The sequence below is a fragment of the Streptomyces sp. NBC_01426 genome (genome assembly GCF_036231985.1).
Classification (GTDB): Bacteria; Actinomycetota; Actinomycetes; order Streptomycetales; family Streptomycetaceae; genus Streptomyces.
Map to the genome: position 1 here is coordinate 6571846 of NZ_CP109500.1, position 24112 is coordinate 6595957.

Annotated in this window: 26 protein-coding genes; 13 read left to right on the top strand and 13 right to left on the bottom strand. The window is 72.5% G+C overall.

Translation table 11 applies throughout. From position 1 onward, the window contains the following. Positions 1–1089 (bottom strand): WD40/YVTN/BNR-like repeat-containing protein, encoded by a 1089-nt coding sequence (locus OG906_RS29370; RefSeq protein WP_329447077.1) that lies wholly within the window; start codon positions 1087–1089, stop codon positions 1–3. Positions 1090–1317: 228 nt separating this feature from the next. Between OG906_RS29370 and OG906_RS29375 the strand changes: the two genes are divergently transcribed. Then, positions 1318–2418 (top strand): NADH:flavin oxidoreductase/NADH oxidase, encoded by a 1101-nt coding sequence (locus OG906_RS29375; RefSeq protein WP_329447079.1) that lies wholly within the window; start codon positions 1318–1320, stop codon positions 2416–2418. Between the two features lie 203 nt (positions 2419–2621). Then, the gene (locus tag OG906_RS29380) at positions 2622–3026 is read left to right on the top strand and encodes an ArsR/SmtB family transcription factor (protein ID WP_329447081.1); all 405 of its coding nucleotides are present in this window, start codon (positions 2622–2624) and stop codon (positions 3024–3026) included. On the opposite strand, the gene OG906_RS29385 is transcribed toward OG906_RS29380, so the two are convergent. Next, entirely contained in the window at positions 3016–4389 is a 1374-nt protein-coding gene (locus tag OG906_RS29385) for an FAD-dependent oxidoreductase (RefSeq protein ID WP_329447083.1), read from the bottom strand. The two genes, OG906_RS29380 and OG906_RS29385, sit on opposite strands and share 11 nt — an antisense overlap. Before the next feature lie 52 nt (positions 4390–4441). Further along, positions 4442–5095: a DUF305 domain-containing protein gene (locus OG906_RS29390; protein ID WP_267797019.1), complete on the bottom strand. Its 654-nt coding sequence runs from the start codon at positions 5093–5095 to the stop codon at positions 4442–4444. Positions 5096–5171: 76 nt separating this feature from the next. Between OG906_RS29390 and OG906_RS29395 the strand changes: the two genes are divergently transcribed. After that, positions 5172–6656: an LVIVD repeat-containing protein gene (locus tag OG906_RS29395; RefSeq protein ID WP_329447087.1), complete on the top strand. Its 1485-nt coding sequence runs from the start codon at positions 5172–5174 to the stop codon at positions 6654–6656. Positions 6657–6677: 21 nt separating this feature from the next. Here OG906_RS29395 and OG906_RS29400 read toward each other — a convergent pair whose 3' ends face one another. The 3 genes from OG906_RS29400 to OG906_RS29410 all read right to left on the bottom strand — a co-directional run bounded on the left by OG906_RS29400 (position 6678) and on the right by OG906_RS29410 (position 8816). Beyond that, positions 6678–7307, bottom strand: coding sequence for a TetR/AcrR family transcriptional regulator (locus OG906_RS29400; RefSeq protein WP_267797017.1), 630 nt, complete (start codon positions 7305–7307; stop codon positions 6678–6680). Positions 7308–7424: 117 nt separating this feature from the next. Beyond that, positions 7425–8237 (bottom strand): hypothetical protein, encoded by an 813-nt coding sequence (locus OG906_RS29405; protein ID WP_329447089.1) that lies wholly within the window; start codon positions 8235–8237, stop codon positions 7425–7427. 129 nt (positions 8238–8366) lie between these two features. Continuing rightward, a complete protein-coding gene (locus OG906_RS29410) occupies positions 8367–8816 on the bottom strand; it encodes a hypothetical protein (protein WP_329447091.1) in 450 nt (149 codons plus the stop codon). 108 nt (positions 8817–8924) lie between these two features. On the opposite strand from OG906_RS29410, the gene OG906_RS29415 reads away from it, so the two are divergent. Further along, the gene (locus OG906_RS29415; RefSeq protein WP_329447093.1) at positions 8925–9686 is read left to right on the top strand and encodes an SDR family NAD(P)-dependent oxidoreductase; all 762 of its coding nucleotides are present in this window, start codon (positions 8925–8927) and stop codon (positions 9684–9686) included. A gap of 40 nt (positions 9687–9726) precedes the next feature. Here the strand turns inward: OG906_RS29415 and OG906_RS29420 are convergent, their stop codons facing one another. The 3 genes from OG906_RS29420 to OG906_RS29430 all read right to left on the bottom strand — a co-directional run bounded on the left by OG906_RS29420 (position 9727) and on the right by OG906_RS29430 (position 12032). Next, a complete protein-coding gene (locus tag OG906_RS29420; RefSeq protein WP_329447095.1) occupies positions 9727–10389 on the bottom strand; it encodes a phosphatase PAP2 family protein in 663 nt (220 codons plus the stop codon). A gap of 33 nt (positions 10390–10422) precedes the next feature. Further along, on the bottom strand, positions 10423–11361 hold the full coding sequence (locus OG906_RS29425; protein WP_329447097.1) for a M56 family metallopeptidase: 939 nt from the start codon (positions 11359–11361) through the stop codon (positions 10423–10425). Between the two features lie 92 nt (positions 11362–11453). Then, positions 11454–12032, bottom strand: coding sequence for a DUF5134 domain-containing protein (locus OG906_RS29430; protein WP_329447099.1), 579 nt, complete (start codon positions 12030–12032; stop codon positions 11454–11456). 146 nt (positions 12033–12178) lie between these two features. Between OG906_RS29430 and OG906_RS29435 the strand changes: the two genes are divergently transcribed. After that, positions 12179–12718, top strand: a complete 540-nt coding sequence (locus OG906_RS29435; RefSeq protein ID WP_329447100.1) for a GNAT family N-acetyltransferase — start codon at positions 12179–12181, stop codon at positions 12716–12718. Between the two features lie 43 nt (positions 12719–12761). Here the strand turns inward: OG906_RS29435 and OG906_RS29440 are convergent, their stop codons facing one another. Together OG906_RS29440 and OG906_RS29445 are read right to left on the bottom strand one after the other, a co-directional pair. After that, positions 12762–13454: a glycerophosphodiester phosphodiesterase gene (locus tag OG906_RS29440; RefSeq protein ID WP_329447102.1), complete on the bottom strand. Its 693-nt coding sequence runs from the start codon at positions 13452–13454 to the stop codon at positions 12762–12764. A gap of 238 nt (positions 13455–13692) precedes the next feature. Then, a complete protein-coding gene (locus tag OG906_RS29445) occupies positions 13693–14361 on the bottom strand; it encodes a PadR family transcriptional regulator (RefSeq protein ID WP_329447104.1) in 669 nt (222 codons plus the stop codon). A gap of 49 nt (positions 14362–14410) precedes the next feature. Between OG906_RS29445 and OG906_RS29450 the strand changes: the two genes are divergently transcribed. From OG906_RS29450 to OG906_RS29470, 5 genes are all read left to right on the top strand, one after another. Next, positions 14411–15535: an LLM class flavin-dependent oxidoreductase gene (locus OG906_RS29450; RefSeq protein ID WP_329447106.1), complete on the top strand. Its 1125-nt coding sequence runs from the start codon at positions 14411–14413 to the stop codon at positions 15533–15535. 278 nt (positions 15536–15813) lie between these two features. After that, a complete protein-coding gene (locus OG906_RS29455) occupies positions 15814–17220 on the top strand; it encodes a DUF6421 family protein (RefSeq protein WP_329447108.1) in 1407 nt (468 codons plus the stop codon). 26 nt (positions 17221–17246) lie between these two features. Beyond that, entirely contained in the window at positions 17247–18017 is a 771-nt protein-coding gene (locus OG906_RS29460; protein ID WP_267797006.1) for an SDR family NAD(P)-dependent oxidoreductase, read from the top strand. Then, entirely contained in the window at positions 17996–19090 is a 1095-nt protein-coding gene (locus OG906_RS29465; protein WP_385634914.1) for a threonine aldolase family protein, read from the top strand. The genes OG906_RS29460 and OG906_RS29465 overlap by 22 nt, the downstream gene beginning before the upstream one ends. Positions 19091–19153: 63 nt before the next feature. Continuing rightward, positions 19154–19756 (top strand): transglutaminase-like domain-containing protein, encoded by a 603-nt coding sequence (locus OG906_RS29470; RefSeq protein WP_267797004.1) that lies wholly within the window; start codon positions 19154–19156, stop codon positions 19754–19756. Here the strand turns inward: OG906_RS29470 and OG906_RS29475 are convergent. Next, on the bottom strand, positions 19692–20927 hold the full coding sequence (locus OG906_RS29475; RefSeq protein ID WP_329447113.1) for an MFS transporter: 1236 nt from the start codon (positions 20925–20927) through the stop codon (positions 19692–19694). The two genes, OG906_RS29470 and OG906_RS29475, sit on opposite strands and share 65 nt — an antisense overlap. 40 nt (positions 20928–20967) lie before the next feature. Continuing rightward, positions 20968–21690 carry a lysophospholipid acyltransferase family protein gene (locus tag OG906_RS29480; RefSeq protein WP_329447115.1) on the bottom strand — a complete coding sequence of 241 codons (723 nt, stop codon included), beginning with the start codon at positions 21688–21690 and terminating at the stop codon, positions 20968–20970. 220 nt (positions 21691–21910) lie between these two features. Here OG906_RS29480 and OG906_RS29485 point away from each other — a divergent pair, with 220 nt between their 5' ends. The 3 genes from OG906_RS29485 (at position 21911) to OG906_RS29495 (ending at position 24073) form a co-directional block, all read left to right on the top strand. Then, complete coding sequence (locus tag OG906_RS29485; RefSeq protein WP_329447117.1) at positions 21911–22249, top strand: TlpA family protein disulfide reductase; 339 nt, start codon at positions 21911–21913, stop codon at positions 22247–22249. Between the two features lie 299 nt (positions 22250–22548). Beyond that, the gene (locus OG906_RS29490; RefSeq protein ID WP_267826612.1) at positions 22549–23085 is read left to right on the top strand and encodes a flavin reductase family protein; all 537 of its coding nucleotides are present in this window, start codon (positions 22549–22551) and stop codon (positions 23083–23085) included. Positions 23086–23287: 202 nt separating this feature from the next. Then, a complete protein-coding gene (locus tag OG906_RS29495) occupies positions 23288–24073 on the top strand; it encodes an electron transfer flavoprotein subunit beta/FixA family protein (RefSeq protein WP_053678301.1) in 786 nt (261 codons plus the stop codon). Positions 24074–24112: the final 39 nt, after the last annotated feature.

The window sequence follows — 24112 nt, forward strand, 5'->3', positions numbered from 1 at the left end:
TCACGCGAGCACGGCGGCCCGTACGCAGAGCACGTCCGGCAGGTGCTCGGCCAGGAGTTGCCAGCTGTCCCCGTCGTCGTGGCTGCCGTACAACTCCCCGTTGCGGTTGCCGAAGTAGATCCCCGCCGGGTTCCCGTCGTCGGTGCAGAGTGCGTCCCGCAGGACGGTCCCGTAGTGGTCCCCGTCCGGCAACCCCCGTTCCAGGGGCTCCCAGCGGGCCCCGGCGTCCTGGGTGCGGTACACCCGGCAGCGGTGTTCGGCCGGGACGCGATCGGAGTCGGCGTTGAGCGGGAAGACGTACGCGGTGTCCGGCCGGTGCGGGTGGGCGGCCACCGCGAAGCCGAAGTCGGAGGGCAGGCCGGCGCCGATGTCGGTCCAGTCCGTGCCCGCGTCGTCGCTGCGGTAGACGCCCCAGTGGTTCTGCAGGTACAGCCGGTCGGCGTTCCCGGCGTCCTGGGCGATCTTGTGGACGCACTGGCCGAACTCCGGGTTCGGGTCCGGCAGGAACACGGCCGAGACCCCGTGGTTCGACGGGGTCCAGCTCGCCCCGCCGTCCCTGGTCCGGAACACCCCGGCGGTGGAGACCGCGACGGTCACGGCGTCCGGGTCGCCGGGGTGCGTGATCACGGTGTGCAGGCCCTCGCCGCCGCCGCCCGGCACCCAACTCCCGCGGCTCGGGTGCTCCCACAACGGCCGGACCAGCTCGAAGGACTCGCCCCGGTCGGTCGAGCGGAACAGGGCGGCCGGCTCGGTGCCCGCGTAGACCACGTCCGGGGCCTCCGGCCCGGCGGGGTGCAGCTGCCAGACGCGTTCCAGCGAGGCGCCCGTGTCCCGGGGGAAGCGCACGGCGGCCGCGGCGGGCTCCCGCCACGTCGCGCCCAGGTCGTCGGAGCTGAAGACGGACGGGCCCCAGTGCGAGCTGTCCCCGCCGACCAGCAGGCGGGGCGCCGGACCCCGGGTGTCGATCGCGACGGCGGACACGGCCTGCGCGTTGAAGTGCGGCCCGTCGAACCGCCAGGGCCCGTCGTCCGTCCGTCGGCCGATGAAGAGCCCTTTGCGGGTACCCGCGAGCAGCAGAACGTCGGACATCGCCGACACCTCCGGACTTCCTTGTCCTTCACGACAGCCTTTGAGTCAGTCTGCACCCGACCGCCGACAGCGGCTCGGAGCGACGTTCCGGGGCTCCGGTCCCGGCCCCCGCGGGCCGCGAACCCCGGTTGTACGAGAACTCTCGTAGTACGGGGAAATTCGTAGTACGGTAAACCTCGTACTTAGCCGCCGAGCCCGGCGCGCGTCCGCCGACACCCGGAGAGTCCGATGAGTGCTGCCCCCGCTGCGTTTGCCGCCCTTTTCCAGCCCCGCACGATCCGCTCGGTGACCATCCCGAACCGCGTGTGGATGGCGCCGATGTGCCAGTACAGCGCCGAGGCCGTCGGCCCCGCGGCCGGGGCGGCCGGTCCGTGGCACTTCGCGCACTACGCCGCCCGCGCCGTCGGCGGCACCGGCCTGATCATCCAGGAGGCCACCGCGATCTCGCCGGAGGGCCGCATCTCCCCGTACGACCTCGGCATCTGGAACGACACCCAGGTCGAGGCGCTGCGCCCGATCACCGCCTTCCTCAAGTCGCAGGGCACCGTTCCCGGAATCCAGATCGCCCACGCCGGCCGAAAGGCGTCCACCGAGCGCCCCTGGAAGGGCGGCCGGTCGGTCGGCCCCGAGGGGCACGGCTGGCTGCCCGACGCCCCGAGCGCGCTGCCCTTCCACGAGGGCGACCCGATCCCGCACGAACTGACGATCGATCACATCCGAGAAGTCATCGTGCAGTTCGCGGACGCCGCCCGCCGCTCCCTCGACGCCGGCTTCGAGATCGTCGAGATCCACGGCGCGCACGGCTACCTCATCGGGCAGTTCCTGTCCCCGCGCAGCAACCGGCGCACCGACGAGTACGGCGGCTCCTTCGAGAACCGCACCCGCTTCGCCCTCGAAGTCGTGGACGCCGTAAGGGCGGTGTGGCCCGAGGATCTCCCGCTGTTCTTCCGGATCTCCGCCACCGACTGGCTGGAAGAGGACGGCTGGACCGGCGACGAGACCGTCCGGCTGGCCGCACTGCTGCACGAGCACGGCGTGGACTTCCTCGACGTCTCCACCGGCGGACTCGCCCCGGACGCCAAGATCCCGGTGGCTCCCGGCTTCCAGGTGCCCTTCGCGGCCCGGGTCAAGGCCGAGACCTCGCTGCCCGTGGCCGCCGTCGGCCTGATCACCGAGCCGGCCCAGGCCGAGAAGATCCTGGCCAACGGGGAGGCCGACGCGATCCTCCTCGGCCGGGAACTGCTCCGCGACCCGTACTGGGCCCGCCGCGCGGCGTCCGAGCTGGGCACGGAGCCGCGTACGCCCTCCCCGTACCACCGGGCCTGGTGAACCGGGTCGGCCCGGGCCCCCACGCCCGGGCCGACCCCGTCGGGCGGCAACGACCCCGTCGGGAAACACCCCCCGGGGAACGACCCCCGGGAACGACCCGCCGCGAGACGGCCCTCCGTGCGGGCCGTCTCGTACGGCACCCCTCGTACAATGACGGCACGAGCAATGACGGCACGCGTCACACCGAGCGAGTGGAGCAGGACATGGCGGAACGTGAGACCACCCGCGCACTCGCCCACCCGGACCGCGCCGAGATCCGCCTGGAGGGCGTGCTGCACGCGCTCTCCGACCCGCTGCGACTGTCCATCGTCCGGGACCTGGCCTCCTCGGACACCGAACTCGCCTGTTCGCACTTCGCGTTGCCGGTCACCAAGTCGACGACCACGCACCACTTCCGGGTACTGCGCGAGAGCGGTGTCGTACGGCAGACCTACGCGGGCACCACCAAGCTGAACGGCCTGCGCGACGCCGACCTGGAGGCCCTCTTCCCCGGCCTGCTGGACAGCGTCCTCCACGCGGCGACCGCCCAGGAGGCCCGCCTCACGACTCCGGCCGCCGCGACCGCGGATCAGGCGACGGCGCGGGTTCGGACTCCGGTCACGGCGTAGGGGGCGAAGAGCCCGCCGCGCCCAGCAGGCCCGACCAGTCGGGGATCTTGACGGAGCGGCGTCCCAGCGAACGCCCCAGATCGGCCTCCGCGACCTCGATGGCCAGCCAGCCCGGCCACTCCACCGGCCGCAGACCCGCCGCCCGCAGGGCGTCCAGCGGGTCGCCCGGAAGCTCGCGCCGGGCCAGCGCCGCCGCGTCCTGGAGCAGCGAGGACGCGGTCTCCTTGGCGCACGGCCGGTTGGTGCCGATCACCCCCGTCGGGCCGCGCTTGATCCAGCCCGCCACGTACTCCCCGACCGAGGCCCGGCCCGCGCGCACCACCCGGCCCGCCGCGTGCGGGATCGTGCCGCGCGCCGCGTCGAACGGCAGGCCGGGCAGCGGCACGCCCTGGTACCCCACCGAGCGCAGGACCAGTTCCGCCGGGATGTCCTCGTACACGCCCGTGCCGGTCACCCCGCCCGCGCCGTCCTGCGCGGTCCGCTCGAACCGCATGCCGGTGACCCGCCCGTCCGCCCCGCCCAGCACGCTCGCCGGCCGCAGGTGGAACCGCAGGGCGATGCTCCGCCGCGCCGCCTCGGACGCCTCGCGGTCCGCCTCGGCCCAGCCGCGCAGCACCTCCAGGTTCCGCCGGGCCGGCGCGGGCAGGGCGGCGGCCGCGTCCGGGTCGCGGTAGGCCGGGTCCATGGCCAGTTCGGCGGGATCCACCCGCACGGCGACCCCCGGCAGGGTGCCCAGTTCGCGCAGCTCCTTCGTGGTGAACCGGCCTTGGGAGGGGCCGCGCCGGGCGACCATCGACACCGTCCGCAGACCGCTGCCCGCGAGCACCCCCAGGGCCGGGTGCGGCATGTCGGTCGCCGTCAGCTCGGGCGCGCCCCGGGCCAGGATGCGGGTCACGTCCACCGCGACGTTGCCCGCCCCGACCACCACCGCCGAGCGCACCCCGCCCAGGTCGAAGGGCGCCGCGTCTGGATGCCCGCTGTACCAGGCCACGAAGGCCGTCGCGGAGTGCACCCCGGCCAGCTCCTCGCCGGGGATCCCCAGCAGCCGGTCCCGGGCGGCGCCGACGCAGTACACGACCGCGTGGTACAGCTCCAGCAGCCGGTCGGTGGTCAGGGTCGGGCCGCCCACCTCCACGTTCCCGAGGAAGCGGATCCGCTCGTCCTCCAGTACCGCGCGCAGACTTCCGGTCAGCGACTTGATCTTCTCGTGGTCGGGGGCCACCCCGTACCGCACGAGCCCGTACGGCGCCGGCAGCCGGTCCAGCACGTCGACCCGCACGCCCGGCACCTCACGCTGCTGGACCAGGGTCTGGGCGGCGTAGACCCCGCTCGGGCCCGAACCGACGACGGCGACACGAAGCACGGCGGAGCTCCTCCCGCAGGTGTTCCCAGCATGACACCGGGCCCCGCGGCCGTCAGCCCATCGCGCGCATACGGTGGATCTCGGCGCTCTGGGTGGCCACCACCTCGGTCGCCATCTCCTCGACCGCCACGTTGTTGCCGCCGGCCAGCGCCTCGCCCGCCATCTTCACGGCGCCCTCGTGGTGGGCGATCATCAGCGTGAGGAAGAGCCGGTCGAAGTCGGGTCCCTTCGCCGCGGCGAGATCCGCGAGTTGCCGCTCCGTGGCCATGCCCGGCATCGCCCCGTGGTCGTGGGACCCGGCGGCGGTGGACGGCTCCGGGTACCGGGCCCGCCACTTCTCCATGGCTCCGATCTCCGGTCGCTGCGCGGCGGCGATGCGTTCCGCCACCCGCTTGACCCCGTCGGCCGAGGCCCGGGTCGGGGCGAGCGCGCTCATCGTCAGCGCCTGCCCGTGGTGCTCGATCATGTGGCGCACGTACGTCCGGTCGGCGGCGTTGGGGCTGTCGTCCGGCCGCTCCCTCGCGGCCTGTTCGGGCGAGAGGGTCCGCGCCTGCTCGCCCGGTCTGCCGGGGGCCACGACCACCGGCGCGCCGTCACGGGCGCCGTCCGCCGCCCCGTCCTGCCGGCAGCCGGCGAGGGTGAACAGGAGACCGGCGGTCAGCGCCGCTCCCAGGATTCGGCCGAGTAACGCGTTTGCCATGTCCATGGAAAGGACGATACTGCCGGGGTCCAGGTTCCGTTCCCAGGAAGGGCGGAACGCACGGACCCCCACGGGAGGCACAGTGACCTCGCACACCGTCAGAGCGCCACGCAGGAGCCCGGGGGTGGCCCTCGTGGCCGCCGGGCTGCTCTCCACGCTCCTGGCCACCGCCGGACCGGCGGTCGCCAGCCCCGACCCGGGCGACGCCTTACCCGGCGTCGGATCCGCGCGGAACGCCGCACCCGCCCAAGGCCGCGAACTCGCCCCCGGGGAGATCCCCGGTCAGGACGAGATCGTGCACAGCCGGAACATCAAACCCCTCGCCAACATCCCCAGCGCCAACCCCGAGGGCATCAACTCGGACCTGGCCTTCCAGGGCGGGTACGCCTACGCGGGCAGTTACGACGGCTTCACCATCTATGACATCGGCAACCCGAAGGCACCCAAGACCGTCACCACGGTCCTGTGCCCCGGCGGGCAGAACGACGTCTCGGTCTCCGGCGACCTGCTGTTCCTCTCCACCGACTCCTCGCGCAGCGACGACTCCTGCAACAGCGTCTCGCAGCCCGCCACGGAGAAGTCCTCGTGGGAGGGCATCAAGATCTTCGACATCAAGGACAAGAAGAACCCCAGGTACATCAAGTCGGTGGAGACCGCCTGCGGTTCACACACCCACACCCTGGTGCCGGGCGGTCGCGACATCTACCTCTACGTCTCCTCGTACTCGCCGAACGAGGCCTTCCCCGACTGCAAGCCGCCGCACGACGGCATCTCCGTCGTCAAGGTCCCGAAGAAGGCCCCGGCGACGGCCTCGGTCGTCGCCTTCCCCGTCCTCTTCCCGGACGGCGGGAACCCGGGAGCGCCCGCCAACCCCGGCGTCTCCAAGACCACCGGCTGCCACGACATCACCGTGCTCCCCTCGAAGAACCTCGCCGCCGGCGCCTGCATGGGCGACGGCATCCTCTTCGACATCAGCAAGCCCGAGCAGCCGCGGGTCATCGACCGGGTCCAGGACAACGTGAACTTCGCGTTCTGGCACTCCGCGACCTTCAACGAGCGCGCGAACAAGGTCGTGTTCACCGACGAGTTGGGCGGCGGCAGCGGCGCCACCTGCAACGAGGCCACCGGCCCCGACCGGGGCGCGGACGGGATCTACGACATCACCGGGCGCGGTGACCAGCGCAAGCTCGTCTTCAAGAGCTACTTCAAGATCCCGCGGCTCCAGGCCGACACCGAGAACTGCGTGGCCCACAACGGCTCGCTGATACCGGTCGGCGGCGGTCGCGACGTCATGGTGCAGGCCTGGTACCAGGGCGGGATCTCGGTGTGGGACTTCACCGATTCCACCCGGCCCCGGGAGATCGCCTACTTCGAGCGCGGACCCCTGACCACCGACACGCTCGGCCTCGGCGGTTCCTGGTCGGCGTACTACTACAACGGACACATCTACTCGAACGACATCGTCAAGGGCCTCGACGTGCTGCGGCTCGACGACCGGCGCACCGACAGCGCCAAGTGGGTGCGGATGGACGGCCTCAACGTCCAGACCCAACCCGAGTACCACTGACCCCGTCCGACGACAGGGCACTCACCGTGCCGAGGGGAACGAACCGCCGGGCGGTCCACCGTCCGGCGGGTCGCCCATCTCCCAGTCCAACGCGTACCGCTGGAACAGCTCGGCCCGCAGCCGGGTCCCCGGCATCGGCGCTCCCGGCAACAGCACCGCCACCACCGCGCCCATCAGCAGGGCCCGCAACAGCGGGTAGTCGGTGTCCACGTCCGCCGACCCGTAGCGGGTGACCGTGTCCCGCAGCAGCTCCGCGAGCCGTTGTTGTTCGACGCACTGGACGAACCCCTCCGCCTGGAGGATGCCCGCCATGTGGGTCCGCATCAGCCGCGGCCGGTCCCGGGCCAGGCCCAGGATCGCGTCGATCGCCCGGGCCAGCCGCTCGCGGCCGTCGTCCGTCGCGGGATCCCGTTCGAGGGCCGCTTCCAAGGTCAGGTGCATCAGGCGGTGCACGGCGGACTGGAGCAACTGCCGTTTGCCGGGAAAGTAGTACGAGACCAGGCCGCGGGCCGCGCCCGCGCGGTCCGCGATGTCGCCGAGGGTCGTGGCCTCGTAGCCGCGCTCGCCGACGAGTTCGACCGTGGCTTGCAGCAGCCGCTCCCGGGAACGTCTGCGCAATTCTTCATTGACCGATGCGCTGCGCGGGGACATGCTTACTCCTGCGTTGACTGGCTGCGAGCCAATATACTCAGCGCACGAGATCGTCTGCTCTGGGCGACGCGGGGGATCGCCCAGAGCAGGCAGGTTCCGGCGATGTGGTGAAACGATTCAGCCGGGTACCTGGCGATCCGTCGCACCGGCGGGCTCCTCCTGCCGGCGCAGCAGTCGGGTGGTCAGACCGCCGACGACGATCAGGCCGACGCCGAGCCACCACATGTCGTCGAAGATCAGCACGGCGATCCCCACCGGAATCAACAGTCCGGCCAGCGGGAGCAGGAGCCTGGAGACCGGCGGTGCGGGCAGGCCGCGGGCCTTGGCGCGCGCGACGTCGGGATACCAGTCCGTGAAGCGCAGGGCCGCCACGATGGCCAGGATCTGGATGATCCAGCCCGTCCAGATGTTGTTCGGGTTGTGCAACACCAGGTCGCCGAAGGCGCCCGCGACGGCGGCCACCAGGAAGGCGAGACCCCAGACCCCGGTGATCGCGTAGTTCGTCCGCAGGAAGGCGGGCGTCTTCCAGAGCGAGGGGTCCACGCGCTCGCGGGCGTACTGGAGGGTGAAGGGCATCCGCACGGCCATGGAGCCGAAGGCGATGACCACCAGGGCGATGTTGGAGACCTCGCCAGCGTACGTTTCCAGCCACCGTAGGGTCCCCGGACTCGCCGTGAGGCCCACGATGCTCAGGACCCCGAAGAACACCAGGTCGGACAGTTCCAGGAGCTTCCACGACGAGCCGCGGGCGACCAGCCGGCCCCCCACCACGAGGGTCAGGGAGATGACCAGGGCCAGCGCCACCGCCCACTCGAACCGCCCCGGCCCCACCAGCAGCGAGAACGCGATCCAGGGCGAGATGCCGACGAAGGGACTGTTCAGGATGCCGGCGACCTTGCCGGCGACGGGGGAATGGGTTGCTCTTGCCATGGGCTCCGGCCTTCCTGCCGCCCGCACCCTGCCTCACGTTCCAACGTACGCCGGACCGTCACATTCGACGCGGGGGAGCGGGACCGCCGTGGACGGCACCCGGGCCGGCCGGGTCGCGGGTCGAAGGGATCAGTGGGGCGGCAGCAGGAAGTGCGTACCGACCCCGGCCCCGTCCACGTGCACGACGTGCGCACCCACCCGGACCGTCTGGGTGTCGCCGACACGCCACGACCCGTCGTCGCCACGCGTCTCCCCGGCCGTCCCGGCGTCGCCACCCTCCTCGGCCGCGTCGCCCAGGGGGATCCAGACCTCCAGGAAGGTGCTGCCGTCGAGGTTCGTGCCGGTCTCCACCAGGCCGGGCCCCTCCCGGCGCAGGGTTCCCACGTCGTGCCCGGGGACGCCCACCTCGTGGTGGAAGGTGACCTGCCCGCCGGCGTACGAGGTGGTGCCGGCGAAACCGCGACTGTCCGCGTAGAACCGGCCGCTCTGGAGCCACACGACGGTGTCGGTCTCCCGCAGCGGTCCGCCGTCACGGCTGATTCCGGCGCGCGACCAGGCGCCGCGCGAGGGTGCGTCCATGATCAGAGCCTGCCACAGGGCCCACCGAGGGCCCCGACCGGCGTACCGCGCCGCACGCGCGCATCCTGGGCACAGGAGCCGTCGCCCGATCCGGACGAGGAGACGATCGTGGACGGAAGACTGAACGGAACGGTGGCCCTGGTCACGGGCGCGTCGAGCGGCATCGGGGAGGCCACGGCGACGACCCTCGCCCGGGAGGGTGCGGCCGTGGCCGTCACCGCGCGCCGGGGGGACCGGCTGGCCGGCCTCTGCGACCGGGTCCGCGACGCGGGCGGCACCGCCCTGCCCCTCACCGCGGACATGACGGACGAGGCACAGGTCCGTGAGGCGGTCGAGCGGACCGTGGCCGAACTGGGCAGGCTCGACACCCTCGTCAACAACGCCGGCCTGATGATCCTCGGCCCGGCCGCCGGAGCCACCACGCAGGAGTGGCGCCGCATGGTCGACATCAACCTCACCGGCCTCATGAACACCACACACATCGCGCTGCCGCACCTGGTGCGCGCCGCCGCCGACAGCCCCCGGCGGGTCGCCGACATCGTCAACGTCTCCTCCGTCGCGGGCCGGATCGCCTTCGCGGGCAGCGCCGCGTACTGCGCGACCAAGTACGGGGTCGTCGCCTTCAGCGAGGCGCTGCGCCAGGAGACGGCGGACCACCACGTCCGGGTCTCCGTCGTCGAGCCGGGCAGCGTCGACACCGAGCTGCGCGACCACAACAGCCCCGCGGTACTGGAGGCCCTCACCCGGCGGTTCGGCGGGATCGACCGGCTCCAGTCGCAGGACATCGCGGACGCGATCGGTTACATCGTGGGCCGGCCGCGACACGTCGCCGTGGCCGAGATGCTGGTCCGACCCACCCAACAGGTCTGACCCCGCGAACGGGACCGCACCTCCACGGGGTCGCGACACCTCAGGCGGGGCCGGGTGCTCCGGGCGACGCGGGGGGCCGCCCGGAGCGGGGCCGCCACCGCGTCACCAGCACGACCAGGGCCACGCCCAGCAGCCAGCCGGCGAGCACGTCCGAGAACCAGTGGACGCCGAGGTAGAGCCGGGTCAGGCCGACCCCGAGCACCGAGACGACGGCGAGGGTCCACGCGGCGGTCACCCCCGCGCGCGGGGTCTTCCCGGGCAGCAGCCACAGCAGCGTTCCGCACACCACCGTCGCCGTCATGGCGTGCCCGGAGGGATACGCGGCGAAGTGCGCCGAGTCCACCGGGTCCGGCCACTCCGGCCGCTCCCGACCCACCAGCGCCTTCAACCCCTGCTGCACCACCGAGGCCACGAGGGCGGCGACCGCGACCCGCATCGCGCGGTGGCGATCGCCCCGCCACCACAACAGGAGGCAGGCGGCCACGGCCAGGGCGCGCATGGTCCACGGGTCCCAGACCCAGTCGGAGAGCACCCGCGCCAGGTGCGTGACCCCGGGGTGGGTCACGGCGTGCGCGTGCAGGTCCCGGGCGACCCCGTCGTCGTAGGAGATCAGCGGCTCCCACCGTCTCACCACGAGCGCCGTCAGGACGGCGGCGAGCAGCGCGCAGGAGATCCCGGCAATCCGTACGAGGTCATTCCGCATACGGTGATCCTCGCACCGCGCGCGATCGGGGCCCTACGTCAGCGCGCTGAGCCCCGGCACGAACGCGACCAGCAGCGGCACGGCCGGGACCAGGGTCGCCAGGGCCGTCAGACGCAGCCGGCGGACCGGCGACAGGCGGGGCGCCGCCGACAGCAGGCGCCGCACCCGCTGCGGTACGTGGGCCTGCGGCGTCGGACAGGGGCCGAAGACACCGCGGTCCTCGTTGAGCCCCACCAGGGCGAGCGCGATCGTCAGCCGCCCGAAGCGTCGCGAGGCCACGTCGTCGGCGGCCAGTTCCACCAGCCGGTGCATCTCGGCCTCGAACGCCGCGAACACCGGGATCTGCGGGAATCCCTGGGCGAGCGCCCGCGAGCAGTGCAACAACCAGTCGTGCCGGGCCGCCACGTGACCCTGTTCGTGCGCCAGCACCGCGTCCAGCTGGCTCCCCTTGAGCCGACCCAACGCCGCGGTGCTGACCACCAGGCGCGGGACCGCCCCCGGCTGCCACCACGCCTCGGGCCGGGGACCCTCCAGGACGACGAGCCGGGCCGCCGCGGGGTCCTCGCCGGGCACCAGCGGGGCCCGGTCCCGGAGTTCGGCCGCCCCCACGCGCCGCCGGGCCCGCGCCCGCAGCACCTCGCGCGTCAGCATCGCGCCCGTCCACAGCCCGCCGCCCGCGAGGACCAGCGCGGTGCCGATGGCCCAGGGGCCGCCCGCCGTACCCAACGCGTACGCGTCGGCCACACCGTGCGGGGCGGACGCGAAGAGCCGGCCCCGGACCGCCGACCAGGCGGCCGCAGCGCTCAACACCATCGACAACGCCAGACACAGGAGCACCGCACCCACCACGCACTGCCACACCCACAGCGCGACGACCGGCTCCCGGTCGGGCCACCGGGCCCGGGCCAGCAGACGGGGAGCGAGCACAGCGGTCAGTGCGCCGAGCAGCAGAAGGGCGGCGGGGACCATCATGGTCGCCAGCCTATGAGCGCGGGACCACCCCCGGGTATCGCCTCGGCGCATTGGTGACGCAGGACACGTGCCGGCGCGGCCCGACCGGCACCTCACATGACCGGCAGCATCGCCAACATGCCGATGCCCATGGCGAGTCGGCAGGCCCGGGTCAGTTCGCCGGCGCCGCCGACGGCCGCCGCGAGGGACTGCCCGCCCGCCGCGGACACCACGGGCCGGCCGCCCCCGCCGGCCATCAGCCGGGCCCCGGCGAGCAGGACGTACCCCGTGAAGTAGACGAGCAGCACCCCGGTCACCAGCGGCACCCCCCGCGCCGCCCCGGCCCCCGTGTCGTGCCCGTGTCCGGCGGTCATCGCCAGGCCCTGGTAGGCCATGTAGGCCATCGCCAGGGAACCCACCAGATGGTGCGCGTGGTGGGCGCCGGCGCGCAGCAGCCACAGCGCGTGCGCGGCGGCCGCGCAGAACGCGACCAGCAGGATTCGCGCGCCCCACGCCCCGGTCCCCGGCGGCACGGCCATCACCGCCATCCCGAGGCCCATCACGGCCTCGCCCGCCGCCGGGCCACGGCCCTCCCGGCCGGCTCTGCTCGCGCGCAGCAGACAGTAGGCCCCACTCACGCCGCAGAGCAGCACCAGCAGCCAGGCGGAGAAGATGGCGGAGGTGGAGGACATCGCGGATCCGTGCACGGCGGAACCCCCCGGTTCGTCGGCGTCATCGGAAGAGATGCCCCTGTCCGAAGGTCCGCACGCCGGCCCGGGTTAGGCTCTCCATACCGTGCCAGGCGCGGCATGTGCCCAGAGGAAGAACGGAGCCGTCGATGTCGACCGCCCACCCCACCGAACTGAGTTATCGCAGCGCCGTCGAGGCCGATGTGCCGGAACTGGTGACGCTCGTCGAGTCGGCCTACCGCGGGGACGCCAGCCGCGGCGGCTGGACCACGGAGGCGGATTACCTCGACGGACAGCGCACCGACGAGAACGGTGTCCGCCAGGTCATCGGCGGCCCGGACAGCGTGCTCCTCGTCGTCGAACGCGCGGGCGAGATCGTCGCCTGCTGTCACCTCGCGCACCGGGGCGACCACGCCTACTTCGGGATGTTCGCCGTCCGCCCCGGCCTTCAGGGCGGCGGCCTCGGCAAGGAGATCCTGGCCGAGGCGGAGCGGCGTGCCTACGAGCAGTGGGGCGTCAAGGAGATGCGGATGACGGTGATCAACGTGCGGGAGGAGCTCATCGCCTACTACGTGCGCCGCGGCTACGCGCGCACCGGCGAGCTGAGCCCCTTCCCGTACGGCGACGAGCGCTTCGGCAAGCCGCGCCGCGAGGACCTGGCCTTCGAACTGCTGGTCAAGTCGCTGTAGCGCGCCCTGCGGGTGGCCGGGCCCCCGCGCCCGACCCGTGCGGTCAGGCGGTGAAGCGGCCCGTGCTGCGGATCTCCGGGAAGTCCGTGATCACACCGTCCAGTTGGAGGGCGCGCGCCAGCCGCAGGTGCTCCAGGGTGTTGACGGTCCGCCCGGTGACCCGCAGCCCCGCCGCGTGGAGCGCCTCCACGATCTCCAGGTTGAGCCGGTGGATGTCCAGGGCGACGGTCTCGGCGCCCGCGGCCGGGGCCCGGCCCTCGACGACCCCGCGGTGCGCCTCGTGCGCGTCGGCGTAGAGGCAGCCGCGCACGCCCGGCACCAGCCGGGCGACCTCCGCGAGCACCGCGTCGTGGTACGAGGCGACCTCGACCCGCGAGGTCAGGTCGCGGCGCAGGATCCACCGGGCGAGTGCCTCGGCGGTGGCCGGGTCCTGGACGCAGACCTGGAGCGGTACCTCGACCGCGTCCGCCACCTCGTCCAGGACGGGCACCCGCTCGCCCTGCCCGGCGTCCAACGCGCGCAGTTCGGCGAGGGTGAGTTCGGCGACGGGGCCCGCCCCGTCGGTGGTGCGGTCCACCTCCTCGTCGTGCAGCACGACGAGGACGCCGTCCTTGCTCAGGCGCACGTCCAGGGCGATGGCGTCCATGCCGGATCGCTGCGCGCGGGCGAACGACCGCAGCGTGTTCTCCGGTTCGACACCCATGACCCCGCGATGACCGATGGTGAGGAAAGTCAAGGTTCTCTCGCTTCCGTCGACGGCGGCTCCCCGCACGGTCGCGGTGTCCCGACCGGCCGCGCGCGGTGAAGGCGCATGCTAGTGCGCCGGGCGTGCGATGAGACCGCCCGTGCGGGGGCGCTGAGGAGCGCGCCGGCCTTTTCCCGTCGGGCTCGTGCGGCCCACCGGGCCGTCGTCGTGTCACCCGGGCGTGGGCGCGTCCCCATCGGCTTGACGGACGTACGCCGGCGCCCGTGACTCAGGCCCCGGCGCCGGGTCCGCCCTCGGTCCCGGCGGTGCTCGCTCCGACGCCGGCGGCGGCCCCGGCCTCCGGGGCGGTGACCGCCTCGACCTCGGCCAGGTCGGCGAGCAGTGCCTCGGCCAGCTCCAGCTCGGCCAGGTGCTGCCGCTCGCTCCAGCGCAGCGCGAGGGTGGGGAAGGCCCACTCGCTCACCCCGCCGGCGTGTTCCATGGCCTCCCGCACGGCGGCCAGTTCGCCCCGGGTGCGGTCCAGGTGGTCCTCCACCATCGTGCGGAGCAGCGCCGGCTCGGCCAGGTGCCCGAGCCAGATCCGCAGCAGCAGCCCGTGCTTGAGGACCGGGGGCCCGGCCTCGGCGGTGTCCGAGGCCCAGCCGGCCAGGGCCGTGCGTCCCGCGTCGGTGATGGCGTAGCGCCGCTTGGTCCGCACCTCTTCGGGACCCGAGCGCACGGAGGCCGCGTAGCCCAGTTCCTCCAGGCGGCGCAGTTCGGCGTAGATCTGGCTGATGGCCGGCGACCAGTAGAAGAACCGCAGCGAGGAGTCCGCCCACTTCTTCAGCTCGTAGCCCGTGCGCTCCCCGGGGAAGGACAGCAGGCCGAGAACCGCCCACGCGGTCGGCGGAAGGACCTGCGCGAGGTCTTGCTTCCTCGACTTCTGACTACTAGTCATATTCCGAATAGAAGCAAGGCCGGGCACGGGACGCAACTCTGGAGGCATCGTGAAATTCTCCGTGATCTTCGAAGCTCAGCTGGCCGACCCGACCGCGGAACGGGAACACCAGGTCATCCGCGACTGCGTCGAGCAGGCCGTACTCGCCGAACGCATGGGATTCGACCGGATCTGGGCCGTCGAGCACCACTCGTTGAAGTGGTACGCACACATGTCGGCCCCGGAGATCTTCCTCACCTGGGTCGCGGCCCGGACGGACACCATACGCATCGGGCACGGCGTCGTGTGCATGCCCTTCAACTTCAACCACCCGGTCCGGGTCGCGGAGCGCGCCGCCATGCTCGACCTGCTGTCCGGCGGGCGGCTCGACCTGGGCGCAGGGCGGGGCGGCACCACGCAGGAGACCTCCCTGTGCGGGGTGGACAAGGACCGGACCACCGCCGAGGTGGAGGAGGCGCTGCGGATCATCGGCAGCGCCTGGCGGGAGGAGGAGCTGGAGTACCACGGCGAACTGCTGGACATCGGCCCGCACCCGATCCTGCCCCGCCCGGCCCAGACCCCGCACCCGCCGCTCTTCCTGGCGTGCAGCCGCGCCGAGACCCTCGTACAGGCCGCCGAGCTGGGCATCGGGGCGCTGGTGATGGGCTTCGCCGGGCCGGAGTCGATCGCGCGCATGCGGGCGGTGTACGACGGGGCGATCGCCGGGCGGGACGGGGCGCGCTTCGTGTCGACCGCGGTCAACGACCACTTCTCGGTGCTCTGCCCCACGATCGTGCTCGCCGATCCGGCCGAGGCCCGCCGGATCGGCGTCCGGGGGCAGCGGTTCTTCGCCCAGTCGATCGGCCACTGGTACGGAGGGGCGGGCGTCCCGGACGAGGCGGTGGTGGCGGGCGCCGACGAGCCGTCCGAGATGCGCAGGGCCGCCGAGCAGGTCGTGGCCCGGCTGCACGAGCAGGACATCCCGGTGCGGCCCACCGCCACGGCCACCTTCAACGCCGATCACGCCTACGGGAGCGCCGACGACGCCATCGCCCACGTGGAGCGGCTCCGGGCGGCCGGCGCGGACGAGGTGATGTGCCTGGTCCAGATGGGCACGGTGCCCCAGGAGGCCTGCCTGGAGACGCTGCGCCAGTGGGGAGAGCACGTCATCCCGCACTTTCGCGGCGCCGAGTGAGCAGGATCACGGGCGGGCGGGAGCGGGCCCGCTCCCCCCGGTCCGCGCCCGCCCGAGCCGGCGCGCCTCGGAGGCCCGCCGGGGTCCCGGGTGCGTTCTCGCAGGTCCGCGGGGTATGAGGGCGGAAGACCGGAGGCTTGGCTTCCACCGTGAAGGACGGGAAGAATTTCGGCGAAGCAGGGGGTGCGGCAGGATAATTTCCCGACTTCTCTCTTGAGTGGGAGAGCCTCACATGCATACGCTGTCTTGACGTGAGGTTCTCCTGTGGAGGAAGTGACATGACGGAAACTCTTGTGCCGGGCGTCGGCGGTGCCGTGACGACCGCGGAAACGCGGGTAGTGGACCAGCCCGCGTGGCTCGCGCTCAAGGCCGCCGTGGAGGAGATCCGCCCCTGGCAGTCGGCCGACGGCTCGATCGACTTCGAGGCCGAAGGGGCCCCCGCCCGCGTCGACGTCGAGGCCGTCGTGGAGCGCGTCGTGGACTCCGTGGTCGCGCTGTCCCCGCTGCTGCCGCACGCCACCGCGTACCACGCCGCGCTCGTCGCGGACCTGCGCAAGTGGGTCGCGGACGACTTCCGCGTGCCGGACTTCCTCGACTCCCTGCTGGCCTTCCACCCGGCCTCCGGGCGCGCCGACGGCCTCCAGCACCTCGTCGTCTTCCCCATGTACACGCAGAACGGCAACCCGGACCGCAACTTCGAGGCCGTCGTGCTGAAGATGGTGTGGCCCGAGTGGCTCGCCGAGCTGGAGCGCACCCGGTACGACAACCCGCTCTTCCTCGGCATCACCTTCGAGGACTTCACCCCGGGCTACGACACCCACTCCGCCGTGCTCTTCCCGGAGACCATCGCCGTGCGCGAGGCCCCCGAGCGCTTCACCTGGGGCGGCATCTTCTGCGACCGCGAGGCCGCGCGCTACCGCCGGGTCACCGAGGCCGCCGTGGACATCCTGGGCATCGAGCTGCCCGAGGACATCGCCGCGATGGTCGAGGACCAGCACCGCTGCGAGAAGGCCTTCGTGCTGTGGGACATGGTCCACGACCGCACCCACAGCCACGGCGACCTGCCGTTCGACCCCTTCATGATCAAGCAGCGCCAGCCGTTCTGGATGTACGGCCTGGAGGAGCTGCGCTGCGACCTCACCGCCTTCAAGGAGGCCGTGAAGCTGGAGTCCGAGGGCAACGAGCACGGCCGTGACGTGCAGTACGCCGTCCTCTTCGACCGGATGTTCCGCTTCCCGGTCTCCGGCGACCGCAACCGCAACTACGACGGCCTCGGCGGCCAGCTGCTCTTCGCGTACCTCCACAAGCACGACGTCGTGCGCTGGACGGACAACAAGCTGAAGATCGACTGGATGCGCGCCCCGCAGGTCACCAACCAGCTCTGCGCCGAGATCGAGGACCTCTACCGGGCCGGCATCGACCGCCCGAAGCTCGTCCACTGGTTCAAGGCCTACGAACTGGTCTCCACCTACCTCGCCCCGCACCCGGGATCCAAGTGGGCGAAGGGCCCCGACGCCCTCGACCTCACCCTGCCGCCGCGCAAGCTCGTCGACGACGTGCTCCCGGACGAGTTTCCCCTGAGCATGTTCTATGAGGCCCTCGCCAAGAAGCTCAAGGGTGTGATCGCCTCCACGAAGGGCATCACCGCCCTGAACGCCGAGACGGCCGAGCAGGCCGCCGCGTGAGTTCTCGCCCACAGGAGGCTGCACAGATGAACGGCTCCGGTACCACCGGGAACGGTGACGGGAAGCTGCACGGAGCGGTGATCGCGGTGGCCGGGGCCGGTGGGCCCGCCGGCCAGGCAGCCCTGCTCCGCCTCGCCGAGGCGGGCGCGGTGGTCGTCGCGGCCGACGCCGACCCGACGCGCCTCGCGGAGGCCGTGGACGCGGCCCGCTACGCCCACGGCGGCGCCACCGTCGTCGGCGACACCGTGGACCTGCTCGACCTGGAGGCCACCAAGGCCTGGGCCGAGCGGACCGAGAAGGAGTTCGGTCGCGTGGACGGACTCGTCCACCTCGTCGGCGGCTGGCGCGGCAGCAAGACCTTCACCGACGCCGACCTGGCGGACTGGACCTTCCTGGAGAAGCTCCTGGTCCGCACCGTCCAGCACACCTCGCTCGCCTTCCACGACGGCCTGCTCCGCAGCGACCGCGGGCGCTACGTCCTGATCAGCCAGTCCGGCGCGCACAAGCCCGTCGCCAACAACGCCGCGTACAACGCGGGCAAGGCGGCGGCCGAGGCCTGGACGCTCGCCATGGCGGACTCCTTCCGCAAGGCGGGGGGCGAGGACGGCCCGAACGCCGCGGCTGCGATCCTGGTCATCAAGGCACTGGTGCACGACGCGATGCGCGCCGAGCGTCCCACTGCGAAGTTCGCGGGCTTCACCGACGTCAAGGAGCTGGCCGAGGCCATCGCCGGCGTCTGGGAGCGGCCCGCACCCGATGTGAACGGACAGCGTCTGTGGCTCACTCCGCAACCGTGAGAACCGCGAGCGGGAAGACCGATGCGCACCGCCACCACGATCCGGCGGTGCGCGGATTCGCCAGCGACAACTACGCGGGGGTGCACCCGGAGATCCTGGAGGCCGTCGCGTTGGCCAACGGAGGCCACCAGGTCGCCTACGGCGACGACGAGTACACCGAACACCTGCAGAAGATCTTCCGCAGCCACTTCGGCCCGTACGCGCAGGCCTACCCGGTCTTCAACGGCACCGGTGCGAACGTCACGGCCCTCCAGGCCCTGACCGACCGCTGGGGCGCCGTGGTCTGCGCCGAGTCGGCGCACATCAACGTGGACGAGGGCGGCGCGCCCGAGCGGATGGCCGGGCTCAAGCTGCTCACCGTCCCCACCCCGGACGGCAAGCTCACCCCCGAGCTGATCGACCGGCAGGCCTGGGGCTGGGAGGACGAGCACCGTGCGATGCCGCAGGTCGTCTCGATCACCCAGAACACGGAACTCGGCACCGTCTACACGGTCGACGAGATCCGGGCCATCTGCGAGCACGCGCACGGCATGGGCATGAAGGTGCACCTCGACGGCGCGCGGATAGCGAACGCCGCCGCCGCGCTCGACGTGCCCATGCGGGCCTTCACCAACGCGGTCGGCGTGGACGTCCTGTCGTACGGCGGGACCAAGAACGGCATGATGTTCGGCGAGGCCGTCGTCGTGCTGAACCCCGACGCGGTCCGGCAGATGAAGCACATCCGCAAGATGTCGATGCAACTCGCGTCCAAGATGCGCTTCGTGTCGGTGCAGTTGGAGGCCCTGCTCGCCAAGGACCTGTGGCTGCGCAACGCACGGCACGCCAACGCGATGGCGCAGCGGCTGGCCGCCGGCGTCCGGGAGACCGACGGGGTCGAGATCCTCTACCCGGTGCAGGCCAACGCGGTGTTCGCACGACTGCCGCACGCGGTGACGCGCCGGCTCCAGGAGCGGTTCCGCTTCTACTTCTGGGACGAGATCGCCGGTGACGTGCGCTGGATGTGCAGCTACGACACCCAGGAGGAGGACGTCGACGCGTTTCTCCAGGCGCTCAAGGAGGAGCTGGCCCGGTAGGGCCCGCCCGACGCCCATAATTCGATAGGCATGCCGAAACATGCATAGGTATGCTCCTGGATCATGGAAATGATCCAGGAGCAACCCGACCTCGCCGCCTATCTCGCGGCCGACGACACGGTGGACCACGGCCATCCCCTCGTCGCCGAGACCGCCGACGCGCTCTGGACCGCCACGGGCGGCGACCCGTACGCCTACGCCGCCGTGGCCTACGAGTTCGTCCGCGACACCGTCGCGCACTCCGCCGACACCGGCGACGACCGCGTGACCTGGCGCGCCTCCGACGTGCTCGACGCGCGGACCGGCATCTGCCACGCCAAGTCCCACGCCCTCGTCGCCCTGTTGCGTGCCCGGGGCATCCCGGCCGCTCTCTGCTACCAGCGCCTGACCGAGGACGACGGCTCCCGACCGCTGATCCACGGCCTGGTCGCCCTGCGCCTGCCCGGCAGCGCCCACTGGGCCCGGGTGGACCCGCGCGGCAACAAGCCCGGCGTGGACGCCCGGTTCACCCTCGACCACGAGCGGCTCGCCTTCACCGTCCGCCCCGAACTCGGCGAAGTGGACTACCCCGAGCTGTACGCGGCCCCCCACCCCGCCCCGCTCACGGCCCTCCGGGAGTCGGCGGACCGGTCGGAGCTGTGGCGGAGGCTGCCGACGGCGCTGTGACGGCCTTCGGCACCACGGGGCCACGCGTCAGCACCGCGTACAGCAGCGCGGCGGCCGACTGGAGCCCGGCGATCCCGAGCAGCAGCGTCCAGGGCGGCGCGGCGGCGGCGAACCCCACCAGGGCGGCGCCCGCCGACGCGGCCGTCAGCTTGAGCCCCGCCCCGAGCGTGAACACCTGGGTGCGGACCCCGTCGGGCGCGTGGTCCGAGCGGATCCGCAGCGTGGCCGTCAGCAGAGGACCGTCGCACACCCCGGCCACCGCGAACGCGGCCGCCGCCCACGTGACGGAAGGGGCGAACGCGGCCCCCGCCAACGCCAGTCCCGTGCCCGCCAACGCCCCGCAGGCCAGCCGGCCCGGAGCCACGGCCGTGATCCGACCCAACGTCAGGGAACCGCCCAACGCCCCCACCGCGAAGGCGGTCATCAGCACCCCGCCCGCGCCCGGGCTGCCGAGGTCGGTCGCGAACAGCACCGAGGTGGTGGTCAGCGAGCCGATGCCGACGAACGCCAGGGTCGTCGCCGACGTGATGGCGCGCAGTTCCCGGACCCGCCAGAGCGCCGCCAGACCGCCGCCCACCCCGACCCGGGGTCCGCCCGCCGGCCGACCCGCGCCCGGGGTCCCGTACGGAAGCGTCGCGGCCAGCACCGTCGCCATCGCGCCGGCCGCCGCCGGCAGCGCCATCGCGGAGGCCGCTGAACCCGTCGCCGCGACCAGGCTGATCGCCGCCGGAGCGGTCACCCCGGCAGCGTTGTACGTGGAGGCGTCCCAGCCGTACGCCCGGTCGCGACCCGGCCCGGGCGGCCACAACCCCGCGACCAGGCTCGACAGTCCACCCGTCACCATCGGCCCGCAGGCGCCGCCGAGCGCCGCCACCGCGAACACCGCCGGCGCCGGGGCGCGACCCAACAACACGGCCAGGGCCGCCACCGCGGCCGTGAACCCCGCCAGGCAGCCCACGTGGAACAGCCGGGGGCTGCGCGCCCGCGCGGCGGCGGCCCCGGCGAGCGGAGCCGCCAGTACGTGCGGGGCCAGCCAGGCGGTCAGTACGAAGGCGCCGTACGCCGCGTCCCCGGTGCGTTCCAGGGCCAACAGCACCACGGCCATGCCCATGCCCTCGGAGGCGAACCGCGCGGCGAGCGCGGCGGCCAGATATCGCCCGAACCCGCTCACTCGGCCCCCCTGGGTCGTGGCCCGCCGTTTACCGCTCCGCTCAGCCGGCTTCCTTGACCTGCGCCGGCGTGGGCGCCGTGCCGCCCAGGTGGGCCGGCAGCCACCAGGAGTCGTCCGACCCCTTCGGCTTGGCCGGGTAGGCGCGCTGCGCCGCGTCCAGCAGCTCCTGCACGCGCTCGCGCAGCCGGCGCGTGATCGCCCCGGCGTACTGGTCCGACGGCGCCTCGATCGGCTCGCCGATCCGCATCGTCACCGGGATGTGGCTGCGCTTGAGGTCCTTCGGGCGGCCCTTGGTCCACAGTCGCTGGGTGCCCCACAGCGCCACCGGGATCAGCGGGACCCCGGCCTCCTGCGCCATGCGCGCCGCACCCGACTTGAACGTCTTGAGGGTGAAGGACTGGGAGATCGTCGCCTCGGGGAAGACCCCGATGATCTCGCCCGCGCGCAGCGAGTCGAGCGCGTGCTGGTACGCCGCCTCGCCCTGCGCCCGGTCCACCGGGATGTGCTTCATCGCCCGCATCAGCGGACCGGACACCTTGTGCCGGAACACCGACTCCTTGGCCATGAAGCGCACCAGGCGCTTCTGCGGCCGCGCCGTCAGGCCGGCGAAGATGAAGTCCAGGTAACCGATGTGGTTGGACACCAGGACCGCCCCGCCCTTGCGCGGGATGTTCTCGGTGCCCTTCATGTCGATACGGATGTCCAGCGCGCGGAACAGCGTGTGCGCCGCGCCGATCACGGGAGGGTAGACGAGCTCAGCCATGGTGGGGAGACCCCGCCTTTCTGCCTGGGGAGGTGCTCCCGGCCGGAAGTTACGGAAGCGTAGGTACGCTGACCATGGGGATCGTGCCCCATACGAGGGCTGCTGGCCAGCCCAGACGCTTGTGCCCGGGGAGATTCTCGTCACGCCGGGAAGCCGCGGGGAATGCGGCGCACCCGCGGGGCGCTCGGATCAACGTACGAACGGAAGCAGGCGGGGATCGATGGGAGCCGAGGTGCGCGGACACGGGAACGCGACGGCGCTGGGCGTCGCCGAGCTCGGCGCGGAGCCGGGGGAGCGGGCCAGCCTGGTCCAGTTCTCCAGCGCGTTCTGTCAGCCCTGCCGGGCCACGCGACGGATCCTCGCCGAGGTGGCGGCCATGGTGGACGGGGTCGCGCACATCGAGGTCGACGCCGAGCGGAACCTGGAACTGGTGCGCGCGCTCGACATCGATCGGACGCCGACGGTGCTGGTGCTGGACTCGGCCGGGCGGATCGTCCGGCGGGCGGCCGGAATGCCCCGCAAGGCGGACGTGATCGCCGCCCTGGGCGCCGCCGTGTGACGCCCCGTACAAGGGGACCCGGGGTCACCCGTACGGTCGGGCGCGCGGCGGGGCCGGCGTGATCGCGCCGGTGCGCGCGCCCGTACGCAGCGTGACGCGCCTGACATCTGGCCGCTGCGGCTTGACTGTGTACACGGATGATCGTCAGGCTGGCGACATGCGGTACGAACTCCTGCTTTACGGACGGACACATGTGGACCTCGTCCGGTACGCGAGCGCGCGCTGTTGGGATCACTGAACGCCCCCGGCTGCCCGATCCCCACCGTGCCCCGCGACCGCGCGGCAGAAGGAGTCCTTCCATGACGGCCCCGACGGCTGAGTTCCCCTCTTCGACCACCGGCCTGCCCGGCTCACCCGACCTGCTGCGCTCCGTCTTCCGGCAACACGCCGCGGGAGTCGCCGTGATCACCGCCGCCGACCCGGCCGGCCGGCCGGTCGGGTTCACCGCGACCTCGCTCAACTCGGTCTCCGCCGAGCCGCCGCTGCTGTCCTTCACCCTCGGAACGGGGTCCTCCAGCTGGCCCGTGATACGGGACTCCACGCATCTCGGCGTGCACATACTCGGCGAGCACCAGCGGGAGTTGGCGGGACTGTTCGCGCGCAGCGGCGCCGACCGCTTCGGGCCGGGCACGGAACGGGTCGAGGGTCCGCACGGGGTCCCGGTGCTCTCGGGGGTGCTGGCGTGGCTGGTGTGCCGCGTGGTGGCCCGGGTGCCCGCCGGGGAGCACCGGGTGATCATCGCGGAGGCGGTGGCCGGGGATCCCGCCTCGGGGCCGGCCGGCGAGGCGCGTCCGCTCCTGTACCACCAGGGTCGCTTCAACGCTTTGCGTGACTGAATCGTCCCTGCCGGCGCCCGTTCGGACGGCGTTGGGCAGATCACAGTTCGGTGGCCTTGCCACCAGGGAAGACCAACTGTGTACTGACGAGTAACATTCCTGTCGGGGCGCGGGCCGCCCCGATCGGGATCCGCCCGACAAGGCGCCTATGCTGCCTGCACAAGGCGGTATCAGAAATAGACGATGCGGTAGGAGAGCCGGCGTGAGCCTGAGGATCGTTGTCTGTGTGAAGTACGTACCCGACGCCACCGGCGACCGGCACTTCGCCGATGACCTGACCGTCGACCGCGACGACGTCGACGGTCTGCTGTCGGAGCTCGACGAGTACGCCGTCGAGCAGGCGCTGCAGATCGCCGACGAGGCGGACGACGCGGAGATCACCGTCCTGACCGTGGGTCCCGAGGACGCCAAGGACGCGCTGCGCAAGGCGCTCTCGATGGGCGCCGACAAGGCCATCCACGTCGAGGACGACGACCTGCACGGCACCGACGTCATGGGCACCTCGCTGGTGCTCGCCAAGGCGATCGAGAAGGCCGGCTACGACCTGGTCATCACCGGCATGGCGTCCACCGACGCGGCCATGGGCGTCCTCCCCGCGATCCTGGCCGAGCGCCTGGGCGTCCCGCAGGTCACCCTGCTCTCCGAGGTCAAGGTCGAGGACGGCACCGTGACGGGCCGCCGCGACGGCGACTCCGCGAGCGAGCAGCTGGAGGCCTCCCTCCCCGCGCTCGTCTCGGTGACGGACCAGTCGGGCGAGGCCCGCTACCCGTCCTTCAAGGGCATCATGGCCGCCAAGAAGAAGCCGGTCGAGGCCTGGGACCTGTCTGACCTGGACCTGGAGGCCGAAGAGGTCGGCCTCGAGGGCGCCTGGACCGCCGTGGACTCCGCGACCAAGCGCCCGGAGCGCACCGCCGGCACGATCGTCAAGGACGAGGGCGAGGGCGGCAAGCAGCTGGCCGAGTTCCTGGCCGGCCAGAAGTTCATCTAAGAGCTTCGGTCACCTCGACACCCCCCTGACCTCTTCGCA

Bases quoted from the DNA above. Each gene is read 5' to 3' on its own strand.
- OG906_RS29455 (WP_329447108.1), top strand. From the start codon at position 15,814: ATGACGGAAACTCTTGTGCCGGGCGTCGGCGGTGCCGTGACGACCGCG.
- OG906_RS29405 (WP_329447089.1), bottom strand. From the start codon at position 8,237: ATGGCAAGAGCAACCCATTCCCCCGTCGCCGGCAAGGTCGCCGGCATC.
- OG906_RS29380 (WP_329447081.1), top strand. From the start codon at position 2,622: ATGGCGGAACGTGAGACCACCCGCGCACTCGCCCACCCGGACCGCGCC.
- OG906_RS29470 (WP_267797004.1), top strand. From the start codon at position 19,154: ATGGAAATGATCCAGGAGCAACCCGACCTCGCCGCCTATCTCGCGGCC.
- OG906_RS29485 (WP_329447117.1), top strand. From the start codon at position 21,911: ATGGGAGCCGAGGTGCGCGGACACGGGAACGCGACGGCGCTGGGCGTC.
- OG906_RS29480 (WP_329447115.1), bottom strand. From the start codon at position 21,690: ATGGCTGAGCTCGTCTACCCTCCCGTGATCGGCGCGGCGCACACGCTG.
- OG906_RS29435 (WP_329447100.1), top strand. From the start codon at position 12,179: ATGTCGACCGCCCACCCCACCGAACTGAGTTATCGCAGCGCCGTCGAG.
- OG906_RS29390 (WP_267797019.1), bottom strand. From the start codon at position 5,095: ATGGACATGGCAAACGCGTTACTCGGCCGAATCCTGGGAGCGGCGCTG.
- OG906_RS29370 (WP_329447077.1), bottom strand. From the start codon at position 1,089: ATGTCCGACGTTCTGCTGCTCGCGGGTACCCGCAAAGGGCTCTTCATC.
- OG906_RS29420 (WP_329447095.1), bottom strand. From the start codon at position 10,389: ATGCGGAATGACCTCGTACGGATTGCCGGGATCTCCTGCGCGCTGCTC.
- OG906_RS29425 (WP_329447097.1), bottom strand. From the start codon at position 11,361: ATGATGGTCCCCGCCGCCCTTCTGCTGCTCGGCGCACTGACCGCTGTG.
- OG906_RS29400 (WP_267797017.1), bottom strand. From the start codon at position 7,307: ATGTCCCCGCGCAGCGCATCGGTCAATGAAGAATTGCGCAGACGTTCC.
- OG906_RS29490 (WP_267826612.1), top strand. From the start codon at position 22,549: ATGACGGCCCCGACGGCTGAGTTCCCCTCTTCGACCACCGGCCTGCCC.
- OG906_RS29375 (WP_329447079.1), top strand. From the start codon at position 1,318: ATGAGTGCTGCCCCCGCTGCGTTTGCCGCCCTTTTCCAGCCCCGCACG.
- OG906_RS29445 (WP_329447104.1), bottom strand. From the start codon at position 14,361: ATGACTAGTAGTCAGAAGTCGAGGAAGCAAGACCTCGCGCAGGTCCTT.
- OG906_RS29410 (WP_329447091.1), bottom strand. From the start codon at position 8,816: ATGGACGCACCCTCGCGCGGCGCCTGGTCGCGCGCCGGAATCAGCCGT.
- OG906_RS29460 (WP_267797006.1), top strand. From the start codon at position 17,247: ATGAACGGCTCCGGTACCACCGGGAACGGTGACGGGAAGCTGCACGGA.
- OG906_RS29430 (WP_329447099.1), bottom strand. From the start codon at position 12,032: ATGTCCTCCACCTCCGCCATCTTCTCCGCCTGGCTGCTGGTGCTGCTC.